The sequence below is a fragment of the Pseudomonas sp. Tav-5-1A genome (assembly GCF_055755055.1).
In genome coordinates, this window is the sequence record NZ_CM146901.1 from 4,024,215 (window position 1) to 4,046,514 (window position 22,300).

A 22,300-nucleotide genomic window follows, 5' to 3' on the forward strand; every position below is an offset into this window, starting at 1 on the left:
AAGGATTCCGGACATCTGACAAAGCCGTTGCCAGTCCGTGCCCTGCGGCCGACAATCAGGCCTTTGCCCCGCCCTCCCGGAAGCCGGCCCATGCACAGCGTCGCCCTTGTGGTTTACCCCAATTTCCAGCCGCTGAGCCTGTCCATCGGCTCGGTGTTCGAGTGCGCGAACCTGCTGCGCGGCGAGCCGGCCTACGCCTTTCACCTGGTATCGGAGCACGGCGGCGCGGTCATGAGCTCCCAGGGATTCTCGGTGAACACTACGCCCATGCGCGCCGAGGGCTACGACACGCTGATCGTCAGCGGCTACCTGGACTTCCGCCTGCCCGAGGCCAGCCTGCCGGCGCTGGTCAAGGCCGCGTCGGTGCATTCACGACGCGTGGTGTCGCTGTGCATGGGCGTCTTCGTGCTGGCCGAGGCCGGGCTGCTGGACGACAAGCGCATCACCACCCACTGGCTGCACGCCCCTACCCTGCGCAAGCGCTACCCCCACCTGCAACTGGAAGAAGACCGCCTGTACGTGGTGGATGGCAACCTGTGGACCTGCGCCGGCATGAGCGCCAGCCTCGACGTGGCGCTGGCCCTGGTGGAAAGCGACCTGGGCCACGACCTGGCCCGCCAGGTGGCGCGCAAGCTGGTGATTGCCCAGCGCCGCGGCAGCGAGCAGTCGCAGCTGTCGGCGCTGCTGGAGCTGGACCCGCGCTCCGACCGCATCCAGCTGGCCCTGGCCTACGCGCGGGAGAACCTGCGCGACGACCTGTCGGTGGACGCCCTGGCGGCCGTGGCGCGGCTCAGCCCGCGGCAGTTCAGCCGGGTGTTTCGCGAAGAGACCGGGCGCACGCCGGCCAAGGCCATCGAGGCGTTGCGCGTGGAAGCGGCGCGGGCGCTGATGGAAACCAGCCGCCACCCGGTGGAGGTCATTGCCCGGGAAACCGGCTTCGGCGACCGCGAACGGCTGCGCCAGGCTTTCCTGCGCGCCTTCGGCCAGCCGCCGCAAGCCTTGCAAAAACGCCTGGCCACACCGTAATCACCGGATGCCCCCCCGTAGCAGCGGCCGCAGGCCGCGTCACGGTTTTGCAGGGTAGCCAAAGCTCACCTCATCGAAACGCACACCCTGCGCGCCATCAACCTGCACCGCCGCCGGCCCGCTGAAACGCACCCGCTCGAAACTCAAGTCCCGGTGATAAACCCCATGGGCACTGTCGCCCTTGATCTCGATGCCAACGCCATGGTTGCCCTCGACGCTGACGTCACTCACCCGCACGTCGCGAAACTGCGCCGCCACCGCCGAGCGCCGATAGTCGAGGATGGCGTTCGGGTCGTTGTAGTCCAGGGTAATGATGAACGCCTGCCTGGCCATGTCGCGCAGGGCCGAGTCACGGAAGATCACGTCGCGCCCGCCGCCGCCCATGAAGGTGGTGCTCTTCATCCGCAGCCCGGCGTCGGTGCCGTCGCCAATGTTGTCCTCGGCGACGATGCCCTCGATCCAGGCGCCAGTATGGCTGCCGACCACCACCATGCCATGGCCATGGCGGAAGTAGTTGTTGAAGATCCAGGCGCCCTGCTGCGGCGGCTGGTGCACCGCGTCGGCGCCTGTGCCGGCGGCGAAGTTGACGCAGTCGTCGCCGGTGTCGAAGACGTTGTTGAAGACCATGGCGCCGCGGCTGTTGGCGAACTCGATGCCGTCGCCGTTGTTGGCGTCGTAGGTGCGCTGGGTGGTGTTGGCCAGCACCACGTTTTCCGTCTCCAGGTTCATGATGCCGTGGTACGCCGGGTTCACCGCGGTGAAGCCGCCATAGAAGACGTTCCTGACGTTGCGCAGGGTGATCAGCGACGAGCGCATCTGCCCATAGGCGTCCTTGACGTTCATGCCGCGCGCCACCGCCTGCTCCACCTGGGCCTTGGCGAGGATGCCGTCCTGGGCATAGCGGCTGTTGTTGCTGGCCACATAGACGCCCTCGGGGTGCTGCTTCCAGCCGTTGCCGTCGACAGTACCCAGGCCGACGATGCGGATGTTCTCGAACCGCTGGTGCTGGCTGGGGTCACGGGGCAAGGCGTTGAGCAGCGAGGCCGGGCGCAGCGTGGTCGAGTACGGGTACTGGCGGTAGCCGGCCAGCGGGTAGTCCTCGGCCCGCTCGGAGCCCAGCAGGGTAGCGCCCTGGGCGATCTCCAGGGTCATGTTGCTTTTCAGGTAGAGCGCGCCGCTCTTGTAGGTGCCCCGGGGCAGCAGCACCTTGCAGCCGGGGGTGCAGGCGTCGATGGCGCGCTGGATGGCCTGGGTGTCCAGGCTATTGCCGTCACCCTTGGCGCCGTAGCGCTTGACGTCGAACACCGGCGCCACCGCGGTGGTGCGCTGTTCCAGCACCGGGCTGTCCGCCGACTCGTGGCCGCCGGCGTCCACCGCGCGCACCGTGAAGCGGTAGGCGGTGTCGGGTTTCAGGCCCTGGGCGGTGTAGCTGTGCAGGCCGATGCGGGTGTGGAACTGGCCGCTGTCCTGGGCGTAGAAGCGGTCCATGAGCGGCTTGGCCGGCGACACCTGGTCATGGTTGGCGTTGACGCTGCCCAGCAGCGTGCCGTTGGCGTACACCCGGTAGTCGCGGATGGCGGCGTGGCCGGCGGGCTTGTGCCACACCAGGATGACGCTGTGGTCGTCGTAGGCCAGGGTCGGCACTTGCAGGTCAGCCGGGGCGTCCAGCGCCCAGGCCGGCAGGCTGCACGCCAGCGCCAGGGTCGCCAGCAGGCAGCGGGGTATCGGGTTGCAGGGCATGTGAGGTTCCTTGGGCACGGTAGCGATTAGTTCGATCAACCGGCGAGCTGGCTGAAGTCACGGCTGGCCTGCACCAGCAGGCGGGTGTAGGCATGGCTGGCCAGGTCCTGGCCCAGCGCCTGGCAGTCCAGCTGCTCGACGATGCGGCCCTGCTGCATCACCGCCACGCGGTCGCACAGGTGGGTCACCACGCCCAGGTCGTGGGTGACCATCAGGTAGGTGAGTTTCTCGCGCCGGCGCAAATCCGCCAACAGGTTGAGAATCTCCGCCTGCACCGACACGTCCAGCGCCGAGGTCGGTTCGTCGAGCAGCAGCACCCGCGGTTCGAGGATCAGCGCGCGGGCAATGGCCACGCGCTGGCGCTGGCCGCCGGACAACTGGTGGGGGTAGCGGTAGCGGAAACTCTCGTTGAGGCCGACCTTGAGCAACAGCTCGTGGATGCGATCGTCCTTGTCGGCCACCTTGTGGATCACCAGCGGCTCGCGCAGCGCAGTGTCCACCGTGTGCCGCGGATGCAGGGAACCATAAGGGTCCTGGAAGACCATCTGCACGTGGCGAAAGTGTGCCTTGGGCAGCGTGTGCTGCAACGGCACGCCGGCGATGCTCAGCGCCCCCAGCCAATGCCGGTATTGCCCGGCCAGGCAGCGCAGCACGGTGGTCTTGCCCGAGCCGCTCTCCCCCACCAGGCCGAAGGCCTCGCCATCGGCGACGCTGAGGTTGACGTCGTGCAGCACCTGATTGGCGCCGGCGCCGGTGCCGAAGCTCAGGTTCAGGGCGTGTGCGTGGATCATGGACATGGACGGCTCCTCAGTTGGTCAGCCAGAGCGGGTCGCGTTGCAGCACCGGCAGCCGCTCGCGGCGGTTGTCCAGGCTCGGCAAGGCGGCCAGCAGGCCACGGGTATAGGGGTGTTGGGCATTGTGCAGGTCGCTGGCGGCGAGCGACTCCACCACGCGCCCGGCGTACATCACCAGCACGCGGTCGCAGTAGTTGCGCACCAGGTGCAGGTCGTGGCTGACGAAGATCAGGCCCATCTCCTGCTGCTCCACCAGCTCCTGCAGCACGCTGAGCACCTGCTGGCGCACCGACACGTCCAGGGCCGAGGTCGGCTCGTCGGCGATGATCACCTCGGGGCGGGTGATGACCATCATCGCGATCATGATGCGCTGGCCCATGCCGCCGGACACCTCGTGGGGGTACAGGTGATAGACCCGCTGGGGGTCGCGAATGTGCACCTTGGCCAGCATTTCCAGCACCCGCTCGCGGGCTTCCTGGCGGCTGGCCTTGTGGTGGGCCAGGTAGGCCTCGGCAATCTGCTCGCCCACCTTCACCACCGGGTTCAGGGAGTACTTGGGGTCTTGCATGACCATGGACATGCGCCGGCCACGAATGCCCTGCATGGTCTTTTCGCTGGCGGCCAGCAGGTCCACCTCGCCGAACTGCAAGGCCCTGGCGCTGATGTGCGCGCTGGCCGGGTGCAGCTTGAGCAGGCTGCGGCCCACGGTGGACTTGCCCGAGCCGGACTCGCCGACAATGGCCAGTTTCTCGCGCCCCAGGGTAAACGACACGTCGCGCACCGCGTGGGTGTGCCGCTGGCCGTTGACGAAGCGCACGTCCAGCCCTTCGACCTTCAACTTGATGTCAGACATACCGCCTCCGTTACTCGCTGCGCGGGTCAAGAATGTCCCGCAGGCCGTCGCCCAGCAGGTTGAACGCCAGGCTCACGAGCATGATCGCGGCCCCCGGCACGGCCACCAGCCACCAGCACTCGAGCATGTAGCGCCGGCCCGTGGAGATCATCGCGCCCCACTCCGGCGACGGTGCCTGGGCCCCCAGGCCGAGGAAGCCCAGGGCGGCGGCGGTCAGGATGATGCTGGCCATGTTCATGGTCAGGCGGATGATCACCGACGACAGGCACATCGGCACGATGTGGCGAGCAATGATGCGCGCCGCCGAGGCGCCCTGCAGCTGCACCGCCACGACGAAATCGGCCTGGCGCAGCGCCAGGGTCTCCGCCCGCGCCAGGCGCGCGATGGGCGGCCACGACGTCAGCGCGATGGCCACCACCGCGTGCTCCAGCCCGGGGCCCAGGGCCGCGATGAAGGCCAGGGCCAGCACCAGGCTGGGGAACGAGATGAAGATGTCGGTCAGGCGCATGAACACCGTGTCCACTGCCCCGCCGAAATAGCCGGACACCGTGCCGACCAGCAGGCCGATAGGGCCGACCACCACCGTCACCAGGGTGATGATGTACAGGGTGATGCGTGCGCCGTAGACCAGCCGGCTGAAGACATCGCGGCCGTATTCGTCGGTGCCCAGCCAGTGCCCGGCGCCTGGCGCCTGTAGGGCGGCGGCCAGGTCCTGGGCGGCGGGATCGTGGCTGGCCAGCCAGGGCGCGAAGGCGGCCACCAGCACCAGCACCAGCGCCACCAGCAGGCCGGCCAGGGTCATGGGGTCGCGCAGCAGTTGGCGCAGCAGTTTCACGCCGCGCTTGCAGGCCGCGTCGAAGCTGGAGCCTGGGGTGCCCAGCCGCGGGGCGGCGGGGACATCGGTCGAGGACAGATTGCTCATGAACAGGTTCTCGTTCAGGGAATGAGGATCGCCCGGCGCACCGGGCAGCCGTCAGCGTTGCTTGTACACGCCCAGGTAGCGCGTGGCCTCGGCGTCGTCGCCGGCGAAGCCCTTGACGTCGGCGGCGCTGACCACGGTGTCGGTCATCTGCGAGATCATCAGGATCGGCCCCACCTGCTGGTCGTACAGCGCCTGCGCCTGGTGGTACAGGCCCAGGCGCCTGGTGCTGTCGCGCTCGCGGCCGGCCTGGTCGATCAGCTGGTTGAGCGCCGGGCTGTAGAACGAGGCACGCCAACCCTGGAAATTCGCCAGCCCGGCGTCGTCGCTGTTGTCGGGGTTGTAGGCGAAGGTGCGCAGGCTGAAATACGGGTGCGGGTAACGCTCGGCACCACGGGCGACAATGATGTCGAAGGTGCGTGCGCGCATGGCGCCGTACACCTGGTTGCCGGTGCCAGTGACGATGCTGGCCTTGATCCCGCCTTCGGCCAGGGTGGCCTGCAGGCGTGCGGCGATGTCGATGTAGGGCGGCTCGGACAAGGTGCGGATGGTGGTACTGAAGCCGTTGGGGTAGCCGGCCTCAGCCAGCAGTTTTTTTGCCTTGGCCACGTCCAGGTGGTAGCCCGGGTCCGGCAGGCGTGCGGCCAGGCCCAGTTGCATGGGCTGCTGGTTGAGGGTGCCGTAGTACGGCATCACGCGCTGGTCCAGGCCCTGGTAGTCGATCAGGTCGCGTACCGCCTCGCGCACCTGGGGCTTGGCGAACTCGGGCTGCTTCATGCTCATGGCCACGTAATACATCGTGCCGCGCGCCAGCGACTGCACCTGCAGGCGGTGCTCGGCGTCAAGGGCGCGGATATCCGGCGCGGCCATACCGAACGCCAGGTCGAGGTCGCTGCGCTCCAGCATCAGCCGCAGGGACTGGGACTCGGTCATATTGCGCACCACCACGCGCTTGAGCCGCGGGGCGCCGCCCCAGTAGCCGTCGAAGCGGGTCATCAGCAGCACGTCGTTGGCGTTCCATTTGCCCAGCACGAACGGCCCGCTGCCCGCCTCGTTGGTCACCAGCCAGCTGGCGCCCAGGTCGCCGTTCTTCTCATGGGCCAGGGCCGCCTGGCGGTCCACCACCACGGCGCTGGGCGAGGTGGCCAGGGAGTCGATCACCAGCAGCGGGTCCATGGCCCGCGGCAGCTCCACTACCAGGGTCAGGTCATCGCTGGCGCGAATCAGCGCCTGGATGTTGTCGACGCTGTAGCCGTAGGCTTTCCAGGTGGTGGCCAGGCCGTAGTTGAGTTTCATCACCCGGTACAGCGACCAGGCCACATCGTGCGCGGTGAGCGGGTTGCCCGAATGGAACTTCACCCCTGGGCGCAGGTGGAAGGTCACCTGCTTGCCGTCCTCGCTGACCTCCCAGCGCTCGGCCAATTGCGGCAGGTGCTGCTCCGGGTTGCCGCGGTCGCGCTTGATCAGCGTGTCGTAGAGGTTGGCGTTGATGCCCGAGGCGTCCAGGCCGGGGGCGTTGGCGGGGTCCAGGGAAAACAGGCTGACCAGGCTCATGCCTACGATCAACTGGTCCACCGGCGTCTTGGCGGTAGCCGCGGCCACGGGCGCCAGGGCCAGCACGGTGGCCAGCAGGCAGCGGTTCATACAGGCAGTCTTCATATCAAGCATCCTTGTTTTTATAAGGGCCAGCCCGGCTCAGCGGGTGCGTGGGTCGAACACCTTGTACAGCGCGTCGCTGATCAGGTTCAGCACCACGAAAATCAGGCCGATCACCAGCACGCAGCCCATCACCGCGTTCATGTCGCCCAGCATCAGGCTGCTGGTGAGGTACTGGCCGAAGCCAGGCCAGGCGAACACCGTCTCGATCAGCACCGCGCCTTCCAGCAGCGCGCCGTAGGCCAGGGCCACCACCGTCAGCAGCTGCACGAGGATGTTGCGAAAGGCATGGCCCCACACCACCTGGCGGCGCGACAAACCCTTGACCCGGGCAGTGACGATGTATTCCTGGGACAGCTGTTCGAGCATGAAGCTGCGGGTCATGCGGCTGATATAGGCCACCGAGTTGAGGCCCAGGATCAGCGCCGGCAGCACGATGTGGCTGAGGGCACTGGCGAACGCCTCCCAGTCCCCGGCCAGGCTGGTGTCGATCAACAGCAGGCCGGTCACCTCGGGCACCAGGCCGTCGTAGGCCAGGCCGATGCGCCCGGCGCCGCCGGCCCAACCCAGCCAGGCGTAGAACACCAGCAGGCCCATCATGCCCAGCCAGAAAATCGGCGTGGAGTGGCCGAACAGGCCGATGACCCGGGCCAGGTGGTCGCCCGCGCGGCCCTGGTTGCTGGCGGCGCACACGCCCAGCGGCAGGCCGATCACCACGCCGAACAGGATGGCCAGGGTGGCCAGTTCCAGGGTGGCCGGAAACACCCGGCGGATGTCGTCCAGCACCGGGTGGCCGGTGAGCAGGGCGTTGCCGAAATTGCCGTGCAGCAGGTCGTTGAGGTACAGGCCGAACTGCATCCACAGCGGCTTGTCCAGGCCCATGGCCTGGTACACCTGGGCGTAGGTGGAGCGGTCGGCGTCAGGCCCGACCACCGCCAGCACCGGGTCCAGCGGCATCACCCGGCCAATGAAGAAGGTCAGCAGCAAAAGGCCCAGCAGGGTCACCAGCACGGTGCTGGCGCGCCGGGCGGTGGAGGACGCGCGAGCGCCCAGGGCAGAGGCAGTCATGACAAACATTGTGAGCTCCTGATAATCCGCACCGGGGCAGCCGGCGCGCCAGTTCCATCCGTGCCGCTCAGCGCAGCTTGTAGACATCCTTGTAGCGGGTGGTGGCGGCCGTGTGGCCCTGGTAGCCGGCGACGTCGGCGTGCACCAGCACGGTGTCGGTCATCTGCGACACCGGCAGGATGGCGCCCACCTGCTCATCGAGTTGCGCCTGGATGCGCTGGTAGTCGGCGGTCTGTCGCGCGGGGTCGGGCTCGACCTCGGCGCGCTCGATCTGCTGGTTCAGCGCAGCGCTGTAGAAGCTGGTGCGCCAGCCCTGGAAGTTGCTCAGCCGTGCCTGGTCACGGTTGTCCGGGTTGTACACCAGGGTGCGCAGGCTGGAGTGCGGGTGCCGCTCGGCGCCGCCACCGCCACGGCCGACGATGATGTCGAAGGTGCGCTCGCGCATGGCGCCGTAGACCTGGTTGCCGGTGCCCGTGAGGATGCTGGCCTGGATGCCGGCCAGGGCCAGGGTGGCCTGCAGGCTGGAGGCGATGTTGATGAAGGGCGGCTCGGCCAGCACCCGCACGGTGGTCTTGAAGCCATGGGGGTAGCCGGCCTGGGCCAGCAGCGCCTTGGCCTGCGCCACGTCCAGGCGGTAGCCGGGGTCAGGCAGGCGCGCGGGCATGCCCAGGGGCAACGGCCGCTGGTTGAGCACGCCGTAGTACGGCATGACCGTGCGGTCGATGCCCTGGTAATCGATCAGCAGGCGCACCGCCTGGCGCACGCGCACGTCGGCGAACATCGGTTGCTTCAGGCTCAGGGCCACGTAATACAGGGTGGCGCGCGGCACGCTCTCGGTGCGCACCTGGGTGTTGCCCCGCAGGGCGGCGATGTCGGGCGCGGACATGCCCTTGGCAATGTCCAGGTCGCCGCGCTCGATCATCAGGCGCAGGGTCTGGGACTCGCTCATGTTGCGCATCACCACGCGCTTGAGCCTGGCGGGGCCACCCCAGTAGCCGTCGAAGCGGCTCATCAGGATCACGTCGTTGGCGCGCCAGTCATTGAGCACGAAGGCGCCGCTGCCGGCTGCGTGGGTTTTCAGCCAGGCGGCGCCCAGGTCGTTGCCCTGCTGGTGTTGCAGCACCTGCTGGCGGTCGAGGATGAACGCGCTGGGCGAGGTGGCCAGGGTGTTGAGCACCAGCAGCGGGTCGCTGGGCCGCGGCAACTCCAGCACGAAAGTGCTGGCATCGGGTGCGCGCAGGTAGCGCCCGGCGTTGTCGGCGGTGAAGCCGTAGGCCTTCCAGGTGGACGCCAGCGCCAGGTTGAGCGTGAGCACCCGTTGCAGCGACCAGGCCACGTCCTGCGCCGTGAGCGGGTTGCCGGACTGGAAGCGCACGCCCGGGCGCAGGGTAAAGGTCAGGGTGGTGCGGTCGGCGCTGACCTGCCATTGCTGCGCCAGGGCGGGCAGCAGCCGATCGGGCTGGGCGGCGTCCTGCACCAGCAGCATGTCGTAGAGGTTGGCGTTGACCTCGGCCACGTCCAGGCCCGTGGCCCCGGCCGGGTCCAGGGACAGCAGGTTGGCCATGCTCATGCCGACGATCAACTGGTCGGCGGGCGTTGCGCCGTGGGCTGCCGGCAGCGTGGTAAGCGCCAGTGCGGCCGCCAGCAGCCGTGGCCACAGCGAAGCAAGAATAGTCATGACGAGAGTGCCTTTTTTATAGTTATAGGGCCCTGGGGCAACCGGCTTGCGCCGGGCGCCCGCGTGCAACTCAATAGTGGTTGAGCGTGTGCGTCTCGATGAAGTCGAAGTCGATGTCCTCGCCCAGCCCCGGCAGGGCCGACAGGTGCACGAAGCCGTCGCTGTCCATGGGGTCGACCAGGCGCTTGAGGTAGGCCGGCACCTCGTCGTAGTCCAGGTACGGGTGCAGCAGGCCGCGCTCGTACCAGGTGCAGTTCTTGATGGCGCCGACCACCGCCAGGTTCGCCGCGCCGTTGCCGTGGATCTCGCAATCCATGCCGAACGACTCCGCCAGGTGCGCCACCTTCAGGCACGGCGTAATGCCCCCGACCCCGGCCACCCCGGCGCGCAGGATGTCGCACACGCCGTGCTTGACCCAGCTGGCGCGGCTCAGGTGCTTGCCGGCCAGGGTCTCAGGGCCCAGCACCGGGATGTCCAGTTGCCCCGCCAGCCAGGCGTAGGACTCGGCCGACTCCTCCATCATCGGTTCCTCGAACCAGGCGAAGTCGAGCTTCTGCAGTTCACGGCCGATGTACAGGGCATCGGTGCGGTTGTACCAGTGGTAGCCATCGAGCATCAGCGCGATGTCCGGGCCCACCGCTTCGCGCACGGCTGCGCAGGCCTTGACGTCGATGCGCGGGCTGGGGGCGAAGGACACCGGCGGCATCCAGGTGTGCAGCTTGATGGCCTTGTAGCCGCGCTGCACCAGGGTCTCGGCAAAGCGCCCGTAGTCTTCCGGGGTGGCCAGGCCGCCGGGCAGTTCGTCGCCGCACATGGTCGAACCGTAGGCCGGCACCTTGTCGCGGAAACCGCCGATCAGCTTGTGCACCGGCACCCCCAGCTTGCGCCCTGCCCAGTCCCACAGCGCCTGCTCCACCAGGGCCAGGGCGCGGTCGGTGAGCTGGCTGGCGCTGCCCCGCTGCCAGTGCGCCAGGTCGTGCCAGATCTTCTCGCGGTCGAAGGCGTTCTGGCCGATCAGCACCTTGCGCACGAAACCATCCAGCACGTAGGGGCGGATCAGTTCCGGGGCGCCGAAGGCATAGCCCTCGTCGCCGCCTTCGGTGCGGATGCGCAGCAGGGCCATCTGCGCCTGGGTGACGTCACCGGGGTGGGCGTGGCCGGCGCTGTCGACGGCGCGGCGGGTGGGGTAGGCAAAAACCTGGACGTTGACTGCTGTGATTCTCATGGGCGTCTTCAGCCTTTTTTTATTGGATTTGTGGAAAAGCTTGCATCTGTTGGCGGCGAGCATATGTCATCGTACAACACTTGAAAAGCCCCTGAAAAAACCCGGCCACCTCGACAAAAACCTGTGCATTTGCCGATTTAGTCCAGCATTCGCAATAACTTAGCCGCTGGAAGGTGCGCCTGTAAGCCCCATTGCAGATATGTATCAGAAAAAAAATAGTGAAAAATCGTGGTTTATTCGTAGACGAGTCATCTTGTCGTACGATAACGTATTTCTAAGCCACAAATGAGATCCAAACGCAACACCTTGCTGTGAGTAGTGCTAGTCAACGCCCCCAACAAAAACAAAAAAGAAGACCGTATGAACACCACCCTACGCACGCTTGCCACGCTTGCGGCCCTGGGCTTGCCCTTCGCCGCCAGCGCCGATACCGCCAGCATCGACTACCGCCACCAGTACACCGACAGCGACCGCGCCCATGCCGACCGCATCAAGCTCAACTACCGGCTTGCCAGCGGCCTGGGTTTCGAAGCGGAGATGAAGTACCGCACCGCGGGTGACCGCCAGGACGTGGCCTACGACAACATGGTCAACAACGGCGAAGAGTTCACCGTAAGCTACAACTACACGCTCAACCCCCAGGCCACCCTGACCCCGGCCTTCCAGATGGACAGCTCCAGCGACGCCACCACCTACAAGTTCGGCCTCAAGTACAAGTACCGGATCAACGACCGCTACTACGTGGCCACCCGCTACCGCCTGGACACCAAGAAGCTCAACCGCGACGCGATTGACGAGGACATGGCCGACAACGCCAAGAACGACCAGCACGTCAACCGCTTCGAGGGCTGGCTGGGCTACACGCCGGCCAGCAAGTGGGCCTACGAGTACCAGTTCATCTACTTCAAGACCGACTACATCCGCTACGCCAACAAGAAAGACGACTACGAACAGAACCTGATCATCAAGTACGCACTGACCAGGCAATGGGTGCCGTTCATGGAAATCGGCGACATCAAGGTCGATACCACCTCCGACGATCGCCAGGTGCGCTGGCGCCTGGGGGTCGTTTACAACTTCATGTAAGCCCCCTTCCCTCCCGCAGCTCAATGGACGAACTGACCATGACCACGCAAGCCGCCACACCCAAACCTTTCCAGCGCATCCTGCTGACCGGCGCCGCCGGCGGCCTGGGGCAGATACTGCGCGAAGCCCTGCAGGCCCACGCCGACGTCGTGCGCGCCACCGACATCAGCCCCATGGCGCCCAGCCGGGGCGCCCACGATGAAGTACTGCCGGGCAACCTGGCCGACAAGGCCGGGGTCGCCGCGCTGTGCCAGGGGGTGGACGCCATCGTGCACCTGGGCGGGGTGTCGGTGGAGCGGCCGTTCGAGGAGATTCTGGAGGCCAACATCCGCGGCACCTTCCATGTGTACGAGGCAGCGCGGCAGCACGGCATCAAGCGCGTGGTGTTCGCCAGCTCCAACCACGTCACCGGGTTCTACCCCCAGGGTGAGGAACTGGATGCCCATTCGCCGCGGCGCCCGGACGGCTACTACGGCTTGTCCAAGGCCTATGGCGAAGACCTGGCCACCTTCTACTTCCACCGCTATGGCATCCAGACCGTGAGCCTGCGCATCGGCTCATCCTTCCCCGAACCGCGCAACCGGCGCATGTTGTCCACCTGGCTGAGCTACCCGGACCTTGAGCAACTGGTGGCGCGTGCGCTGCTGACCAGGGACGTGGGCCATACCGTGGTGTACGGCGTTTCCGCCAACCGCGACCTGTGGTGGAGCAACCGCCATGCGGCCCACCTGGGCTATGCGCCGCAGGACAGTTCGGAGAAGTTTCGCGGGAAAATCGAGAGCCAGCCGCTGCCCGCCGTGGCCGAGGCCGGCAGCCAGTTCCAGGGCGGGCCGTTCACGGCCGCCGGGCCCTTCGAGGACGGCGCCGGGCGCTGAGGTTCAGGCGTTCGACGCCTCGGCGTCGGCGGCCTCGTAGGCACGGCGCATGCGCTCGCGGCTGTTGGACAGGTGCAGGCGCATCGCCGCCCGGGCGGCGTCGCCGTCACGACGGGCGATGGCCTGGTAGATGTCTTCGTGCTCGCGGCTCAGGCGCTCCAGGTAGGGCTCGGTCTTGTCGTTGACCACCCGCGTGGAGTGCCGGCGCGCCCGCGGCAGGATGCTCACACCCAGGTGCAGCATGATGTCGGTGAAGTAGGCGTTGCCGGTGGCCAGGGCGATCTGCTGGTGGAACTGGAAGTCTGCCGCCACCGCGTACTCGACGCTGATGACCCGCGAGTTGAGGGCGTCGAGGGATTCGCGCATCAGTTGCAGCTGTGCCTCGGTGCGGCGCGCGCAGGCCAGGCCGGCGGCCTCCACTTCCAGGCTGATGCGCAGTTCCAGCACCGCCAGCACGTCCTGCAGGGTGACCACGCTCGCCGGGTCGATGATAAAGCCGGTGGGACTGGGCAGGTCGAGGACGAAGGTGCCGATGCCATGGCGGGTTTCCACCAGGCCTGCGGCCTGCAGCCGCGAGATGGCCTCGCGCACCACCGTGCGGCTGACCCCGTGCTCGGCCATCACCTGGGATTCGGTGGGCAGCTTGGCCGCCGGCTTGATCTCGCCGCTGTGGATGCGCCGCGACAGCTCGGCGACCAGGTCCTCGGCCAGGCTGCGGTGCCGGGCGCGAACACTGGTGGGGGCATCTTGATAATCCATCGGCGGCAAACATCCCGGTAGGCGAATGAACGCGCATCATAGCTCATTTGGTTGTACGACAACGATCCCACCGCGCCACCGCGTCATCGCCCAGACGCCGCCCCGTAGCAGCGGCCGCAGGCCGCGTCACCGGCAACACCGCGTCATCGTTCGGACGCCGCCTGGCGGCAGCTGCTACAGGCGTTGCGCAGGCCGCGTCATCGGGGCAGCCGCAGCACCGCCCGCAACCCACCGCCGGCGGCGTTGGCCAGCACCAGGCTGCCGCCGTGGGCGCCGGCCACGGTGTTGGCGATGCTCAGGCCCAGGCCGTAGCCGCCGGAGCTGGCGTTGCGCGAGCCTTCCACGCGGTAGAAGGGTTCCAGCACCTGCTGCAACAAATGCTCGGGAATGCCCGGGCCATGGTCGCGGATGGTGATGCTCAGCTGTTGGTCGCTGTCTTCCACCAGCACCTGCACCTGGCCGCCATAGCGCACGGCGTTCTCCAGCAGGTTGTGCACGCAGCGCTTGAGGCTGCGGGCGAACGCCGGGATCGGCTGCTGGGCGCGGCCCTGCACCTCGATGTGTTCACCCAGGTCGTCGAAGTCGGCCTGCAGGCTCAGCAGCAGCGAGTTGATGTCCAGCGGCTGCCGCTCCTCGCTGACCTGGCCGCCGGCGACGAACTCCAGGGTGCTGGCCACCATCTGTTCCATGTCATCGAGGTCACGGCGCAACTGCGCCTGCAGCTCGGGCTCGGCGACCTTCTCGGCGCGCAGGCGCAGGCGCGTGATGGGCGAACGCAGGTCGTGGGATATGGCCGCCAGGAAGCGCGTGCGCTCGGCCAGGTTGGCGATCAGCCGCTGCTGCATGGCGTTGAACGCCTCAGCCGCGCGGCGCACCTCCACCGGGCCGGTCAACAGCAGCGGCGCCCGATGAATGTCGCGGCCCAGGCGCTGGGCCGCTTCGGTGAGCTGGGTCAGGGGGCGGATGGCCAGGCGCACCGCCACCATGGCGATCAACACCAGCACCACGATGCGCAGCAGGTAAATGCGCAGGATGTAGTCCAGCACGATGTCCTGGGGCGTACGGCTGCTCCAGCCCTGGTCTTCCAGGGCCTGCACCTGCAGCCAGCGGTTGTCGGGCAGGCGCACGTCAATCAGGTAGCGCCCCGCCGCCGGGTGCCCGGCCATCAGCTGGGTCCAGCCCACGCGTTTGTTCTCGCCATCGACCATGTCCAGGCGCAGCAGGTGCAGGGTTTCCACGTAGCCGGTGCGCTGCGACACCACCTTCTCCAGCAGGCGCTGGGTGGGCTCGTCGCTCTCGGCCAGGCGCTCCTGCCGGGTGCTGGCGCTGTCGCTGAGGCTGAGGTGGAAGCGCGGCGAGTCGAGCATGGCCACCAGCGCCTCCACCTGCGCCGGGTCGCGGTGGGCCTGGCGGACGATGTCGGCGACCCGCGCGGCGATAAGCCGCGTGGGAATCTCCAGCACCTGGCTGTGGCGCACGTCGAACCAGATGCTGCTGGTGAGCAGCTGCGCCGCCAGCATGCCGGCCACCAGGATGATCACCAGCCGCCCGAACAGCGTGCGTGGCCACAGCCTCATGACGGCTGTGCGTCGACGTCGACGGTGAGCATGTAGCCCTCATTGCGCACCGTCTTGATCAGGCCGGGGTCCAGCTGCTGGCGCAGGCGGCTGACGCACACGTCAATGGCGCGGTCGAACGGCGTGCTGGCCTTGTCGAATACATGGTTGAGCAAAAACTCGCGGCTCAGCGGCCGGTTGGGGTGCTGCAGCAGCAGGCGCAGCACGCGGAAATCGGAGTTGCCCAGGTTGATCACCACCCCCGCCGGCGACAGCACGTGGCGCGCGCGGGTGTCCAGCTGCCAGGCGCCGAAGCGGATCAGCGCCACGTCGTCCACCCGCGCCCGGTCAGGGAAGCTCTGCACCCGGCGCAGCACTACCTTGATGCGCACCAGCAGCTCGCGCGGGTCGAACGGTTTGGGCAGGTAGTCGTCGGCGCCTATTTCCAGGCCGACGATGCGGTCGACCAGGGTGCCGCGGGCGGTGAGCATGATCACCGGGGTGTTGGCCGTCACGCGCAGCTCGCGGCACAGGCTCAGGCCGTCCTCGCCGGGCAGCATCACGTCCAGCACGATCAGGTCGATGACGTTCAGCTCCAGGCGCCGGCGCATCTCGCGGCCGTCGGCGGCGGTGGTGACCTGGTAGCCGGCGTCGCGCAGGTAATCGCCCAGCAACTGGCGGATTTCGGGGTCGTCGTCGACGACCAGCAGGTGGTCTTGCTTGCTCATCAAAGGTGCTTTTTATCTCGGCGTATGAAAGCCCGCCCCGTACAGGCCGAGGACAGGCGGCTACCAATAGTCAAAATTCGCCGCCCTGGCGGGCGCAAATGTAATGGAATGTGTTGGAACGCAATAACGCTGCGTTTTCGATACAAAGCCCCGCCTTGCAGGCCGGGAGCGCTCATTAGACTACCAATCTAAATAAGATCGATTCCAATTTAACACAAGGTAGTACAAATGAAGTCGTCCCCTTCACCGGCCGCAGGCCTCACCCTGCAACGCACCCTGGCACCGCTGCTGGGCATCGCCACCCTGGGCGTGGTGCCCACCCCTGGCTGGGCCGACACGGCCCAGGCCAGCGGGGCCATCAGCCTGCCCGACATCAACGTCGACAGCGACCGCCCCAGCCTCTACAAGACCGACCGCGCGTCGTCGGCCAAGATCGGCGCGCCGCTGCTGGACGCCCCGCAGAGCGTCACCGTGGTGCCGCAGCAGGTGATCACCGAGCAGAACGCCCAGAGCCTGCAGGAAGTGCTGCGCAACGTGCCGGGCATCACCTTCATGTCCGGCGAGGGCAACCTGGGCTGGGGCGACCTGTTCTCCATCCGCGGCTTCAGCTCGGAGCAGAGCCTGACCGTGGACGGCGTGCGCGACGCCGGCATGTCCACCCGCACCGACACCTTCAACCTGGCCCAGGCCGAGGTCTACAAAGGCACCGGCTCGGTGGAATCGGGCGTGTCGGCGGTGGGCGGCAGCGTCAACCTGCTGAGCAAGGAAGCCCACTTGGGCAACGCCAACAAGGTCTCGGCCGGCATCGGCACCGACGCCTACAAGCGCGTCACCGGCGACTTCAACTACCAGCTCAACGACACCAGCGCGGTGCGCGTCAACCTGATGCGCCACTACAACCAGGTCAGCGAGCGCGACAACGTCGACTACGACCGCTACGGCCTGGCCACCTCGTTCGCCACCGGCCTTGGCACCGACACCCGCTACTTCCTCGACCTGTTCTACCAGAAGGACGACAACACCCCCGACACCGGCCTGCCGATCCAGCGCGGCACCAACGGCGATACCATGCCGGGGGTCAAGCGCAGCAACTGGTACGGCTCCGACCTGTACACCCAGCAGACCAAGACGATGTCGCTGACTGCCCGCGTGGAGCACGACTTCGACAACGACTCGCACCTGCGCAACCAGCTGCGCTGGGAACGCACCGACAGCTTCTCGGTGCTGTCGCCGGCGCGCTTCTTCGCCAGCGACGCCAGCGGCAACAAGACCTGCAGCGGCACCCGCTGCGCCAACCTGGGCTACACCGGCGTGGGCGCCGTGAGCCAGGTGCCCAACAGCACCGTCAACGCCTACACCGACTACGTCAACAACAGCAACACCGCCTACGGCATCCTGCGCGGCAACAACTACGGGCAGTCCAAGCGCTACACCATCCTCGACAACCAGACCGACTACAGCTTCAGCTTCAACACCGGCGCGCTGCAGCACTCGATTGTCAGCGGCCTGGAGTTCTACCACGAGACCTACGGCGGCCTGGCCCGCGACGCCGAAGTACCGACCGGCAATATGGTCTTCGACATGGCCGACCCGTCCCATGACTTCCCCAGCACCTGGACCGTGGAAGGCTCCGGCGACCCGCGCTCGGTGGTGGACGACTCGGCGGTCTATTTCGGCGACACCATCAACCTCAACGAGCAGTGGCAAGTGCTGGGCTCGCTGCGCTATGACTACTGGAAAGCGCAGACCACCCAACGCGACGTGGCCACCATCAGCAGCAGCGACGGTGCCCTCAGCGGCCGCGCCGGCATCGTCTACAAACCGCTGCCCAACGGCAGCATCTACGCCTCCTACAGCTCGGCGGCGCAACCCTCGGCGGTGGGCGCGTCCACCAACAACCAGATCTACGGGGCCGCCACCACCAGCAACTACACCCCGGCCCGCGCCAAGACCTACGAGGTGGGCACCAAGTGGGACCTGGCCCACGACCGCCTGAACCTCACCGCCGCGCTGTTCCGCACCGAGCTGGACAACTCCTGGGAATACGCCGAGGGCGAGACCTCGCCCGTGCGTGCCCTGCCCGCCAAGCGCGTGGACGGCGTAGAGCTGGGGCTGTCGGGCAACATCACCGACCGCTGGACCGCCTTCACCGGCTTCTCGGCCATGAAGAGCGTGCAGACCAAGGGCGCCAACAAGGGCAGCGAGGCCAAGAACGTCCCCGACCTGACCTTCAACCTGTGGACCACCTACGACGTCACCGATGACCTGAGCCTGAGCTACGGCGCCAACTACGTGGGCCGCCGCCGCTACACCGACAACAAGTACGTGGGTGGCCAGAGCAACAACAGCAGCTACGCCAGCGGCGCCTCGGGCGTGTACGCGGTGTACGTGAAGGACAACGAAAAGGCTCCCGGCTACTGGCTGCAGAACCTGGCCGCGCAGTACAAGGTCAACGCCCAGACCACCGTGCACGTCAACCTCAACAACATCTTCAACACCTTCTACTACAGCCAGATCGGTGCCTCGCTGGACGGCTTCCAGCTGTATGGCGTGCCGGGTGCCGGGCGCACCCTCACCGCCAGTGTCGACTATAGCTTCTGAGGCCTGGCCATGCTGATCGAGATCCCTTCGCTGTTTAGCGCCGATGAACTGCAGCAACTGCGCCAGCAACTGCTGGCCCAGCCCTGGGGCGACGGCAAGGCCACCGCCGGCGTGGGTTCGGCGCGGGCCAAGCACAACCGCCAGCTGGCCGAGGACAACCCCCAGGCCATCCATCTGGGGGGGCAGATCCTGGCGCGGCTGGGCGACAACGCGCTGTTCATGTCGGCCGCCCTGCCGAAGAAGATCTACCCGCCGTTGTTCAACCGCTACGGCGAGGGGGAATCGTTCGGCTTCCATATCGACAATGCCATTCGTGGCCTCAAGGGCGTGCGCGAACGGGTGCGCACCGACCTCTCGGCGACGCTGTTCCTCAGCGACGCCGACCGCTACGACGGCGGCGAGCTGGTGATCCGCGACACCTTCGGCGAGCGCCGGGTGAAGCTGGCCGCCGGCAGCCTGGTGCTGTACCCCGGCACCAGCGTGCACCGCATCGAACCGGTCACCCGTGGCGAGCGCCTGGCGGCGTTCTTCTGGGTGGAAAGCCTGGTGCGCGAGGACAGCCAGCGCAGCCTGCTGCTGGACATGGACGTGGCCATCCAGCGCCTCGACCAGCAGCAGGCCGACGCCGAATCGCTGCTGCAACTGACCGGCGTGTACCACAACCTGCTGCGCCGCTGGAGCGACGTTTAACCACCTGTGGGAGCTGGCTTGCCAGCGAGCTGTTGTGCCCCCGAAAAGCTCGCTGGCAAGCCAGCTCCCACGCCCCCCCCTTCAAAGGAGCTTATTGCCCATGTTCACCCCCAAAGCGCTGTTGCGCTGCGTCCTCCCCCTGCTGCTGGCCCTGGCCGGCCAGGCTGCCCAGGCCCACGAGGTCACCGACGTGCTCGGCCGCCACGTGCAGGTGCCCGACCACGTCAACCGCGTGGTGCTGGGCGAAGGCCGCCTGATTGGCGCCCTGGCCCTGCTGGACAAGGACGCGCCGTTCGCCCGCGTGGTCGGCTGGCAGAACGACATGCGCCTGCTGGACGCCCACACCTATGACGTCTATGCGGCGAAATTCCCGCAGATCAAGGACATCCCCCTGATCGGCCAGGCTTCCGAACAAAGCGTCAGCGCCGAGCAGATCCTGGCGCTGAAACCCGACCTGGCCATCTTCAGCATTTCCGGCCACGGCCCCTCCGAGCACAGCCCGGTGGCCGATGTGCTGGCCAAGGCCGGCGTCGCGGTGCTGTTCGTCGACTTCCGCATCAACCCGGTACAAGGCACCGAGACCAGCCTGACCGCCCTGGGCCAGGCCCTGGGCCGCGAGCCGCAAGCCCAGGCCTACCTGGACTTCTACCAGCAACACATCAAGCACATCACCGACGTGGTCGGCGACCCGGCCCTGGCCCAGCGCCCGAAAGTGTTCCTGGAGCTGCTGGCCGGCGTCTGGCAGGCCCCTGGCCACACCACGGGCAAGAGCGGCCTGGGTGAGATCATCCAGCTGGTCGGCGGGCGCAACATCGCCGCCGACGTGGTGCCCGGCGCCCTGGGCGACGTCAGCGTGGAATACGCCCTGCAGGCCGACCCGGACGTGTACGTGGCCAGCGGCAACCACCAGCCGGGGCTGATCCTGGGGGCCGGCGTCACCCCGCAGCAGGCCGAAGCGTCACTGCACAAGGTGCTCGAGCGCCCCGAGTTCAAGCCCCTGCGCGCCATCCAGGCCGGCAACGCCCACGGCCTGTGGCATGACTTCTACAACTCGCCGTACAACCTGCTGGCCATCGAAGCCCTGGCCAAGTGGGTCAACCCCCAGGCCTTCAAGGACCTCGACCCGGCCGCGACCCAGGCGCAGATCAACCAGCAATTCCTCAGCATTCCGATGCAAGGGCAGTACTGGGTGGACGCCCGCTGATGGCCGTGCCACTGCCTGACCTGGCCAGCGTCAGCCTGGCCTACCGGCGGCGCCTGGCACGGCGCTGCCAATTGATCGGCGGCCTGGCCCTGCTGTTGCTGGTGGCGCTGCTGATCGACCTGGCCAGCGGCCCGTCGGGCATGGGCCTGGCGACCCTGCTGCGCGGCATCGTCCAGCCGCAGAACCTGGACGCCATGCAGCAGGTGATCCTGTGGAACGTGCGCCTGCCCTACGCCCTGATGGCGGTGCTGGTGGGCGCCGCGCTGTCGCTGGCCGGCGCCGAGATGCAGGCCATCCTCGACAACCCGCTGGCCAGCCCCTTCACCCTGGGCGTGTCCTCGGCGGCGGCGCTGGGCGCCTCGCTGGTGATCGTGTTCCCGCTGGCCACGGCGTGGCTAAGCAACGACAGCGCCATTTCCCTGGCCGCGTTCGTGTTCGCCTGCGCCTCGGTGTTCCTGCTGCAGTTCATGTCGCGGCTACGTGGCGCCGGGGTGCAGAGCCTGGTGCTGTTCGGCATCGCCCTGGTGTTCAGCTGCAACGCGCTGGTGTCGCTGCTGCAACTGCTGGCCACCGAGGACGTGCTGCAACAGCTGCTGTTCTGGACCCTGGGCAGCGTCACCCGGGCCAACTGGAACAAGCTGTCGATCCTGGCGGCGGTGCTGGCCGTGGTGATGCCGTTCAGCTTCGCCGCGGCGCCGCGCCTTACCCTGCTGCGCATGGGCCAGGACCGCGCCATGAGCTTCGGCGTCAACGTCAGGCGCCTGCGCTTTCTGGCGCTGCTGCGCATCAGCCTGCTCAGCGCGGTGGCCGTGGCCTTCGTCGGCACCATCGGCTTCATCGGCCTGGTGGGCCCGCACATCGCCCGCCTGCTGGTGGGTGAAGACCAGCGCTTCCTGCTACCGGCCAGCGTGCTGGTGGGCGGCCTGCTGCTGTCGCTGTCGTCCATCGCCAGCAAGCTGATTCTGCCGGGGGTGGTGGTGCCGGTGGGCATCGTCACCGCCCTGGTGGGCGTGCCGGTGTTCGTCTTGTTGGTGTTCAAACGTGGAGCGCGCTCATGAATCGCCTGCCCGGCCTTGCGGTCAACCAACTGTCGGTGCGCTACGGGCGCCGGCAGGTGGTGCATGAACTGAGCCTGCCGCTGCTGCGGCGCGGCACCCTGACGGCGCTGATCGGCCCCAACGGCGCCGGCAAGTCGACCCTGCTGCGGGCCATGGCCGGCCTTGAACCGTGCAGCGGCGCACTGCTGCTGGACGGCCACGACCTGGCCCGCCTGGCGCCGTCCGAGCGCGGCCAGCGGGTGACCTACATGCCGCAGACGCTGCCGCCGAACCTGGCCTTGAGCGTGCTGGAATGCGTGCTGGCCGCGGTGCGCGCCAAGGACCCCAGCCTGCGCGGCGACCCCGCCCTGCAACAGGCCCTGGCCGCCCTGCAGCAACTGGGCATCGCCCACCTGGGCGACGTGGCCCTGGACAGTTTGTCCGGTGGCCAGCGGCAGCTGGTGAGCCTGGCCCAGGTGGTGGCGCGCACGCCCCAGGTGATGCTGCTGGACGAACCCACCAGCGCCCTCGACCTCAATTACCAGCTCAAGGTGATGGAGTGCGTGCGCGCGCAGGTGGTGACGCACCAGTTGATCGGCGTGGTGGTGCTGCACGACATCAACCTGGCGGCGCGCTTCGCCGACCAGCTGGCCGTGCTCGACCAGGGCCGGCTCTACGGCTGCGGCACCCCGCACCAGGTGCTCAACCCCACGCTGTTCCAGGACGTGTACAACGTGCAGGCGCGGGTGGAGCGTTGTTCGCGGCAGTCGTTGCAGGTGGTGGTGGACCACGCGCTGTAGGGGCA

19 protein-coding genes are annotated in these 22,300 nt (G+C 67.5%); 8 read left to right on the plus strand and 11 right to left on the minus strand.

All coding sequences use genetic code 11. The features are described from left to right. The first annotated feature begins 90 nt into the window (after positions 1-90). The gene (locus tag AC0J42_RS18225) at positions 91-1,026 is read left to right on the plus strand and encodes a GlxA family transcriptional regulator (protein WP_473002852.1); all 936 of its coding nucleotides are present in this window, start codon (positions 91-93) and stop codon (positions 1,024-1,026) included. 39 nt (positions 1,027-1,065) lie between these two features. Here the strand turns inward: AC0J42_RS18225 and AC0J42_RS18230 are convergent, their stop codons facing one another. From AC0J42_RS18230 to AC0J42_RS18265, 8 genes are all read right to left on the minus strand, one after another. Next, positions 1,066-2,766, minus strand: coding sequence for a glycosyl hydrolase family 28 protein (locus AC0J42_RS18230; protein ID WP_473002853.1), 1,701 nt, complete (start codon positions 2,764-2,766; stop codon positions 1,066-1,068). 35 nt (positions 2,767-2,801) lie between these two features. Then, the gene (locus AC0J42_RS18235; RefSeq protein ID WP_473002854.1) at positions 2,802-3,563 is read right to left on the minus strand and encodes an ABC transporter ATP-binding protein; all 762 of its coding nucleotides are present in this window, start codon (positions 3,561-3,563) and stop codon (positions 2,802-2,804) included. Positions 3,564-3,573: 10 nt separating this feature from the next. Then, complete coding sequence (locus AC0J42_RS18240; RefSeq protein WP_416424966.1) at positions 3,574-4,413, minus strand: ABC transporter ATP-binding protein; 840 nt, start codon at positions 4,411-4,413, stop codon at positions 3,574-3,576. 10 nt (positions 4,414-4,423) lie between these two features. After that, on the minus strand, positions 4,424-5,335 hold the full coding sequence (locus tag AC0J42_RS18245) for an ABC transporter permease (RefSeq protein ID WP_473002856.1): 912 nt from the start codon (positions 5,333-5,335) through the stop codon (positions 4,424-4,426). 51 nt (positions 5,336-5,386) lie between these two features. Further along, on the minus strand, positions 5,387-6,991 hold the full coding sequence (locus AC0J42_RS18250) for an ABC transporter substrate-binding protein (RefSeq protein WP_473002858.1): 1,605 nt from the start codon (positions 6,989-6,991) through the stop codon (positions 5,387-5,389). 36 nt (positions 6,992-7,027) lie between these two features. After that, a complete protein-coding gene (locus tag AC0J42_RS18255) occupies positions 7,028-8,056 on the minus strand; it encodes an ABC transporter permease (protein WP_416427410.1) in 1,029 nt (342 codons plus the stop codon). Positions 8,057-8,123: 67 nt separating this feature from the next. Further along, on the minus strand, positions 8,124-9,734 hold the full coding sequence (locus tag AC0J42_RS18260) for an ABC transporter substrate-binding protein (protein ID WP_473002861.1): 1,611 nt from the start codon (positions 9,732-9,734) through the stop codon (positions 8,124-8,126). A 70-nt stretch (positions 9,735-9,804) separates the two neighbouring features. Next, positions 9,805-10,959: a mandelate racemase family protein gene (locus tag AC0J42_RS18265; RefSeq protein ID WP_473002864.1), complete on the minus strand. Its 1,155-nt coding sequence runs from the start codon at positions 10,957-10,959 to the stop codon at positions 9,805-9,807. Between the two features lie 360 nt (positions 10,960-11,319). On the opposite strand from AC0J42_RS18265, the gene AC0J42_RS18270 reads away from it, so the two are divergent. Both AC0J42_RS18270 and AC0J42_RS18275 read left to right on the plus strand, forming a co-directional pair. Continuing rightward, positions 11,320-12,045, plus strand: coding sequence for an oligogalacturonate-specific porin KdgM family protein (locus AC0J42_RS18270; RefSeq protein WP_473002866.1), 726 nt, complete (start codon positions 11,320-11,322; stop codon positions 12,043-12,045). 38 nt (positions 12,046-12,083) lie between these two features. After that, a complete protein-coding gene (locus AC0J42_RS18275; RefSeq protein ID WP_473002868.1) occupies positions 12,084-12,920 on the plus strand; it encodes an NAD-dependent epimerase/dehydratase family protein in 837 nt (278 codons plus the stop codon). A gap of 3 nt (positions 12,921-12,923) precedes the next feature. On the opposite strand, the gene AC0J42_RS18280 is transcribed toward AC0J42_RS18275, so the two are convergent. The 3 genes from AC0J42_RS18280 to AC0J42_RS18290 form a co-directional block, all read right to left on the minus strand. Next, entirely contained in the window at positions 12,924-13,679 is a 756-nt protein-coding gene (locus AC0J42_RS18280) for a FadR/GntR family transcriptional regulator (RefSeq protein WP_416424973.1), read from the minus strand. Between the two features lie 197 nt (positions 13,680-13,876). Then, positions 13,877-15,256 carry an ATP-binding protein gene (locus AC0J42_RS18285; RefSeq protein WP_416424974.1) on the minus strand — a complete coding sequence of 460 codons (1,380 nt, stop codon included), beginning with the start codon at positions 15,254-15,256 and terminating at the stop codon, positions 13,877-13,879. Next, the gene (locus AC0J42_RS18290) at positions 15,253-15,963 is read right to left on the minus strand and encodes a response regulator (protein WP_473002872.1); all 711 of its coding nucleotides are present in this window, start codon (positions 15,961-15,963) and stop codon (positions 15,253-15,255) included. The genes AC0J42_RS18285 and AC0J42_RS18290 overlap by 4 nt, the downstream gene beginning before the upstream one ends. 228 nt (positions 15,964-16,191) lie before the next feature. Here AC0J42_RS18290 and AC0J42_RS18295 point away from each other — a divergent pair, with 228 nt between their 5' ends. The 5 genes from AC0J42_RS18295 (at position 16,192) to AC0J42_RS18315 (ending at position 22,295) form a co-directional block, all read left to right on the plus strand. Further along, complete coding sequence (locus AC0J42_RS18295) at positions 16,192-18,564, plus strand: TonB-dependent receptor (protein WP_473002874.1); 2,373 nt, start codon at positions 16,192-16,194, stop codon at positions 18,562-18,564. Between the two features lie 9 nt (positions 18,565-18,573). Next, a complete protein-coding gene (locus tag AC0J42_RS18300) occupies positions 18,574-19,254 on the plus strand; it encodes a Fe2+-dependent dioxygenase (protein WP_473002875.1) in 681 nt (226 codons plus the stop codon). 100 nt (positions 19,255-19,354) lie between these two features. Beyond that, positions 19,355-20,458, plus strand: a complete 1,104-nt coding sequence (locus AC0J42_RS18305) for an ABC transporter substrate-binding protein (protein WP_473002876.1) — start codon at positions 19,355-19,357, stop codon at positions 20,456-20,458. Then, positions 20,458-21,516: a FecCD family ABC transporter permease gene (locus AC0J42_RS18310; protein ID WP_473002878.1), complete on the plus strand. Its 1,059-nt coding sequence runs from the start codon at positions 20,458-20,460 to the stop codon at positions 21,514-21,516. The genes AC0J42_RS18305 and AC0J42_RS18310 overlap by 1 nt, the downstream gene beginning before the upstream one ends. Beyond that, positions 21,513-22,295 carry an ABC transporter ATP-binding protein gene (locus AC0J42_RS18315; protein ID WP_473002881.1) on the plus strand — a complete coding sequence of 261 codons (783 nt, stop codon included), beginning with the start codon at positions 21,513-21,515 and terminating at the stop codon, positions 22,293-22,295. Before AC0J42_RS18310 ends, AC0J42_RS18315 begins: the two co-directional genes overlap by 4 nt. The last annotated feature ends 5 nt before the right edge of the window (positions 22,296-22,300 follow it).

Coding starts and splice junctions, on each gene's coding strand:
- AC0J42_RS18225 (WP_473002852.1), top strand. CDS start 91: ATGCACAGCGTCGCCCTTGTGGTTTACCCCAATTTCCAGCCGCTGAGC.
- AC0J42_RS18230 (WP_473002853.1), bottom strand. CDS start 2,766: ATGCCCTGCAACCCGATACCCCGCTGCCTGCTGGCGACCCTGGCGCTG.
- AC0J42_RS18235 (WP_473002854.1), bottom strand. CDS start 3,563: ATGTCCATGATCCACGCACACGCCCTGAACCTGAGCTTCGGCACCGGC.
- AC0J42_RS18240 (WP_416424966.1), bottom strand. CDS start 4,413: ATGTCTGACATCAAGTTGAAGGTCGAAGGGCTGGACGTGCGCTTCGTC.
- AC0J42_RS18245 (WP_473002856.1), bottom strand. CDS start 5,335: ATGAGCAATCTGTCCTCGACCGATGTCCCCGCCGCCCCGCGGCTGGGC.
- AC0J42_RS18250 (WP_473002858.1), bottom strand. CDS start 6,991: ATGAAGACTGCCTGTATGAACCGCTGCCTGCTGGCCACCGTGCTGGCC.
- AC0J42_RS18255 (WP_416427410.1), bottom strand. CDS start 8,056: ATGACTGCCTCTGCCCTGGGCGCTCGCGCGTCCTCCACCGCCCGGCGC.
- AC0J42_RS18260 (WP_473002861.1), bottom strand. CDS start 9,734: ATGACTATTCTTGCTTCGCTGTGGCCACGGCTGCTGGCGGCCGCACTG.
- AC0J42_RS18265 (WP_473002864.1), bottom strand. CDS start 10,959: ATGAGAATCACAGCAGTCAACGTCCAGGTTTTTGCCTACCCCACCCGC.
- AC0J42_RS18270 (WP_473002866.1), top strand. CDS start 11,320: ATGAACACCACCCTACGCACGCTTGCCACGCTTGCGGCCCTGGGCTTG.
- AC0J42_RS18275 (WP_473002868.1), top strand. CDS start 12,084: ATGACCACGCAAGCCGCCACACCCAAACCTTTCCAGCGCATCCTGCTG.
- AC0J42_RS18280 (WP_416424973.1), bottom strand. CDS start 13,679: ATGGATTATCAAGATGCCCCCACCAGTGTTCGCGCCCGGCACCGCAGC.
- AC0J42_RS18285 (WP_416424974.1), bottom strand. CDS start 15,256: ATGAGGCTGTGGCCACGCACGCTGTTCGGGCGGCTGGTGATCATCCTG.
- AC0J42_RS18290 (WP_473002872.1), bottom strand. CDS start 15,963: ATGAGCAAGCAAGACCACCTGCTGGTCGTCGACGACGACCCCGAAATC.
- AC0J42_RS18295 (WP_473002874.1), top strand. CDS start 16,192: ATGAAGTCGTCCCCTTCACCGGCCGCAGGCCTCACCCTGCAACGCACC.
- AC0J42_RS18300 (WP_473002875.1), top strand. CDS start 18,574: ATGCTGATCGAGATCCCTTCGCTGTTTAGCGCCGATGAACTGCAGCAA.
- AC0J42_RS18305 (WP_473002876.1), top strand. CDS start 19,355: ATGTTCACCCCCAAAGCGCTGTTGCGCTGCGTCCTCCCCCTGCTGCTG.
- AC0J42_RS18310 (WP_473002878.1), top strand. CDS start 20,458: ATGGCCGTGCCACTGCCTGACCTGGCCAGCGTCAGCCTGGCCTACCGG.
- AC0J42_RS18315 (WP_473002881.1), top strand. CDS start 21,513: ATGAATCGCCTGCCCGGCCTTGCGGTCAACCAACTGTCGGTGCGCTAC.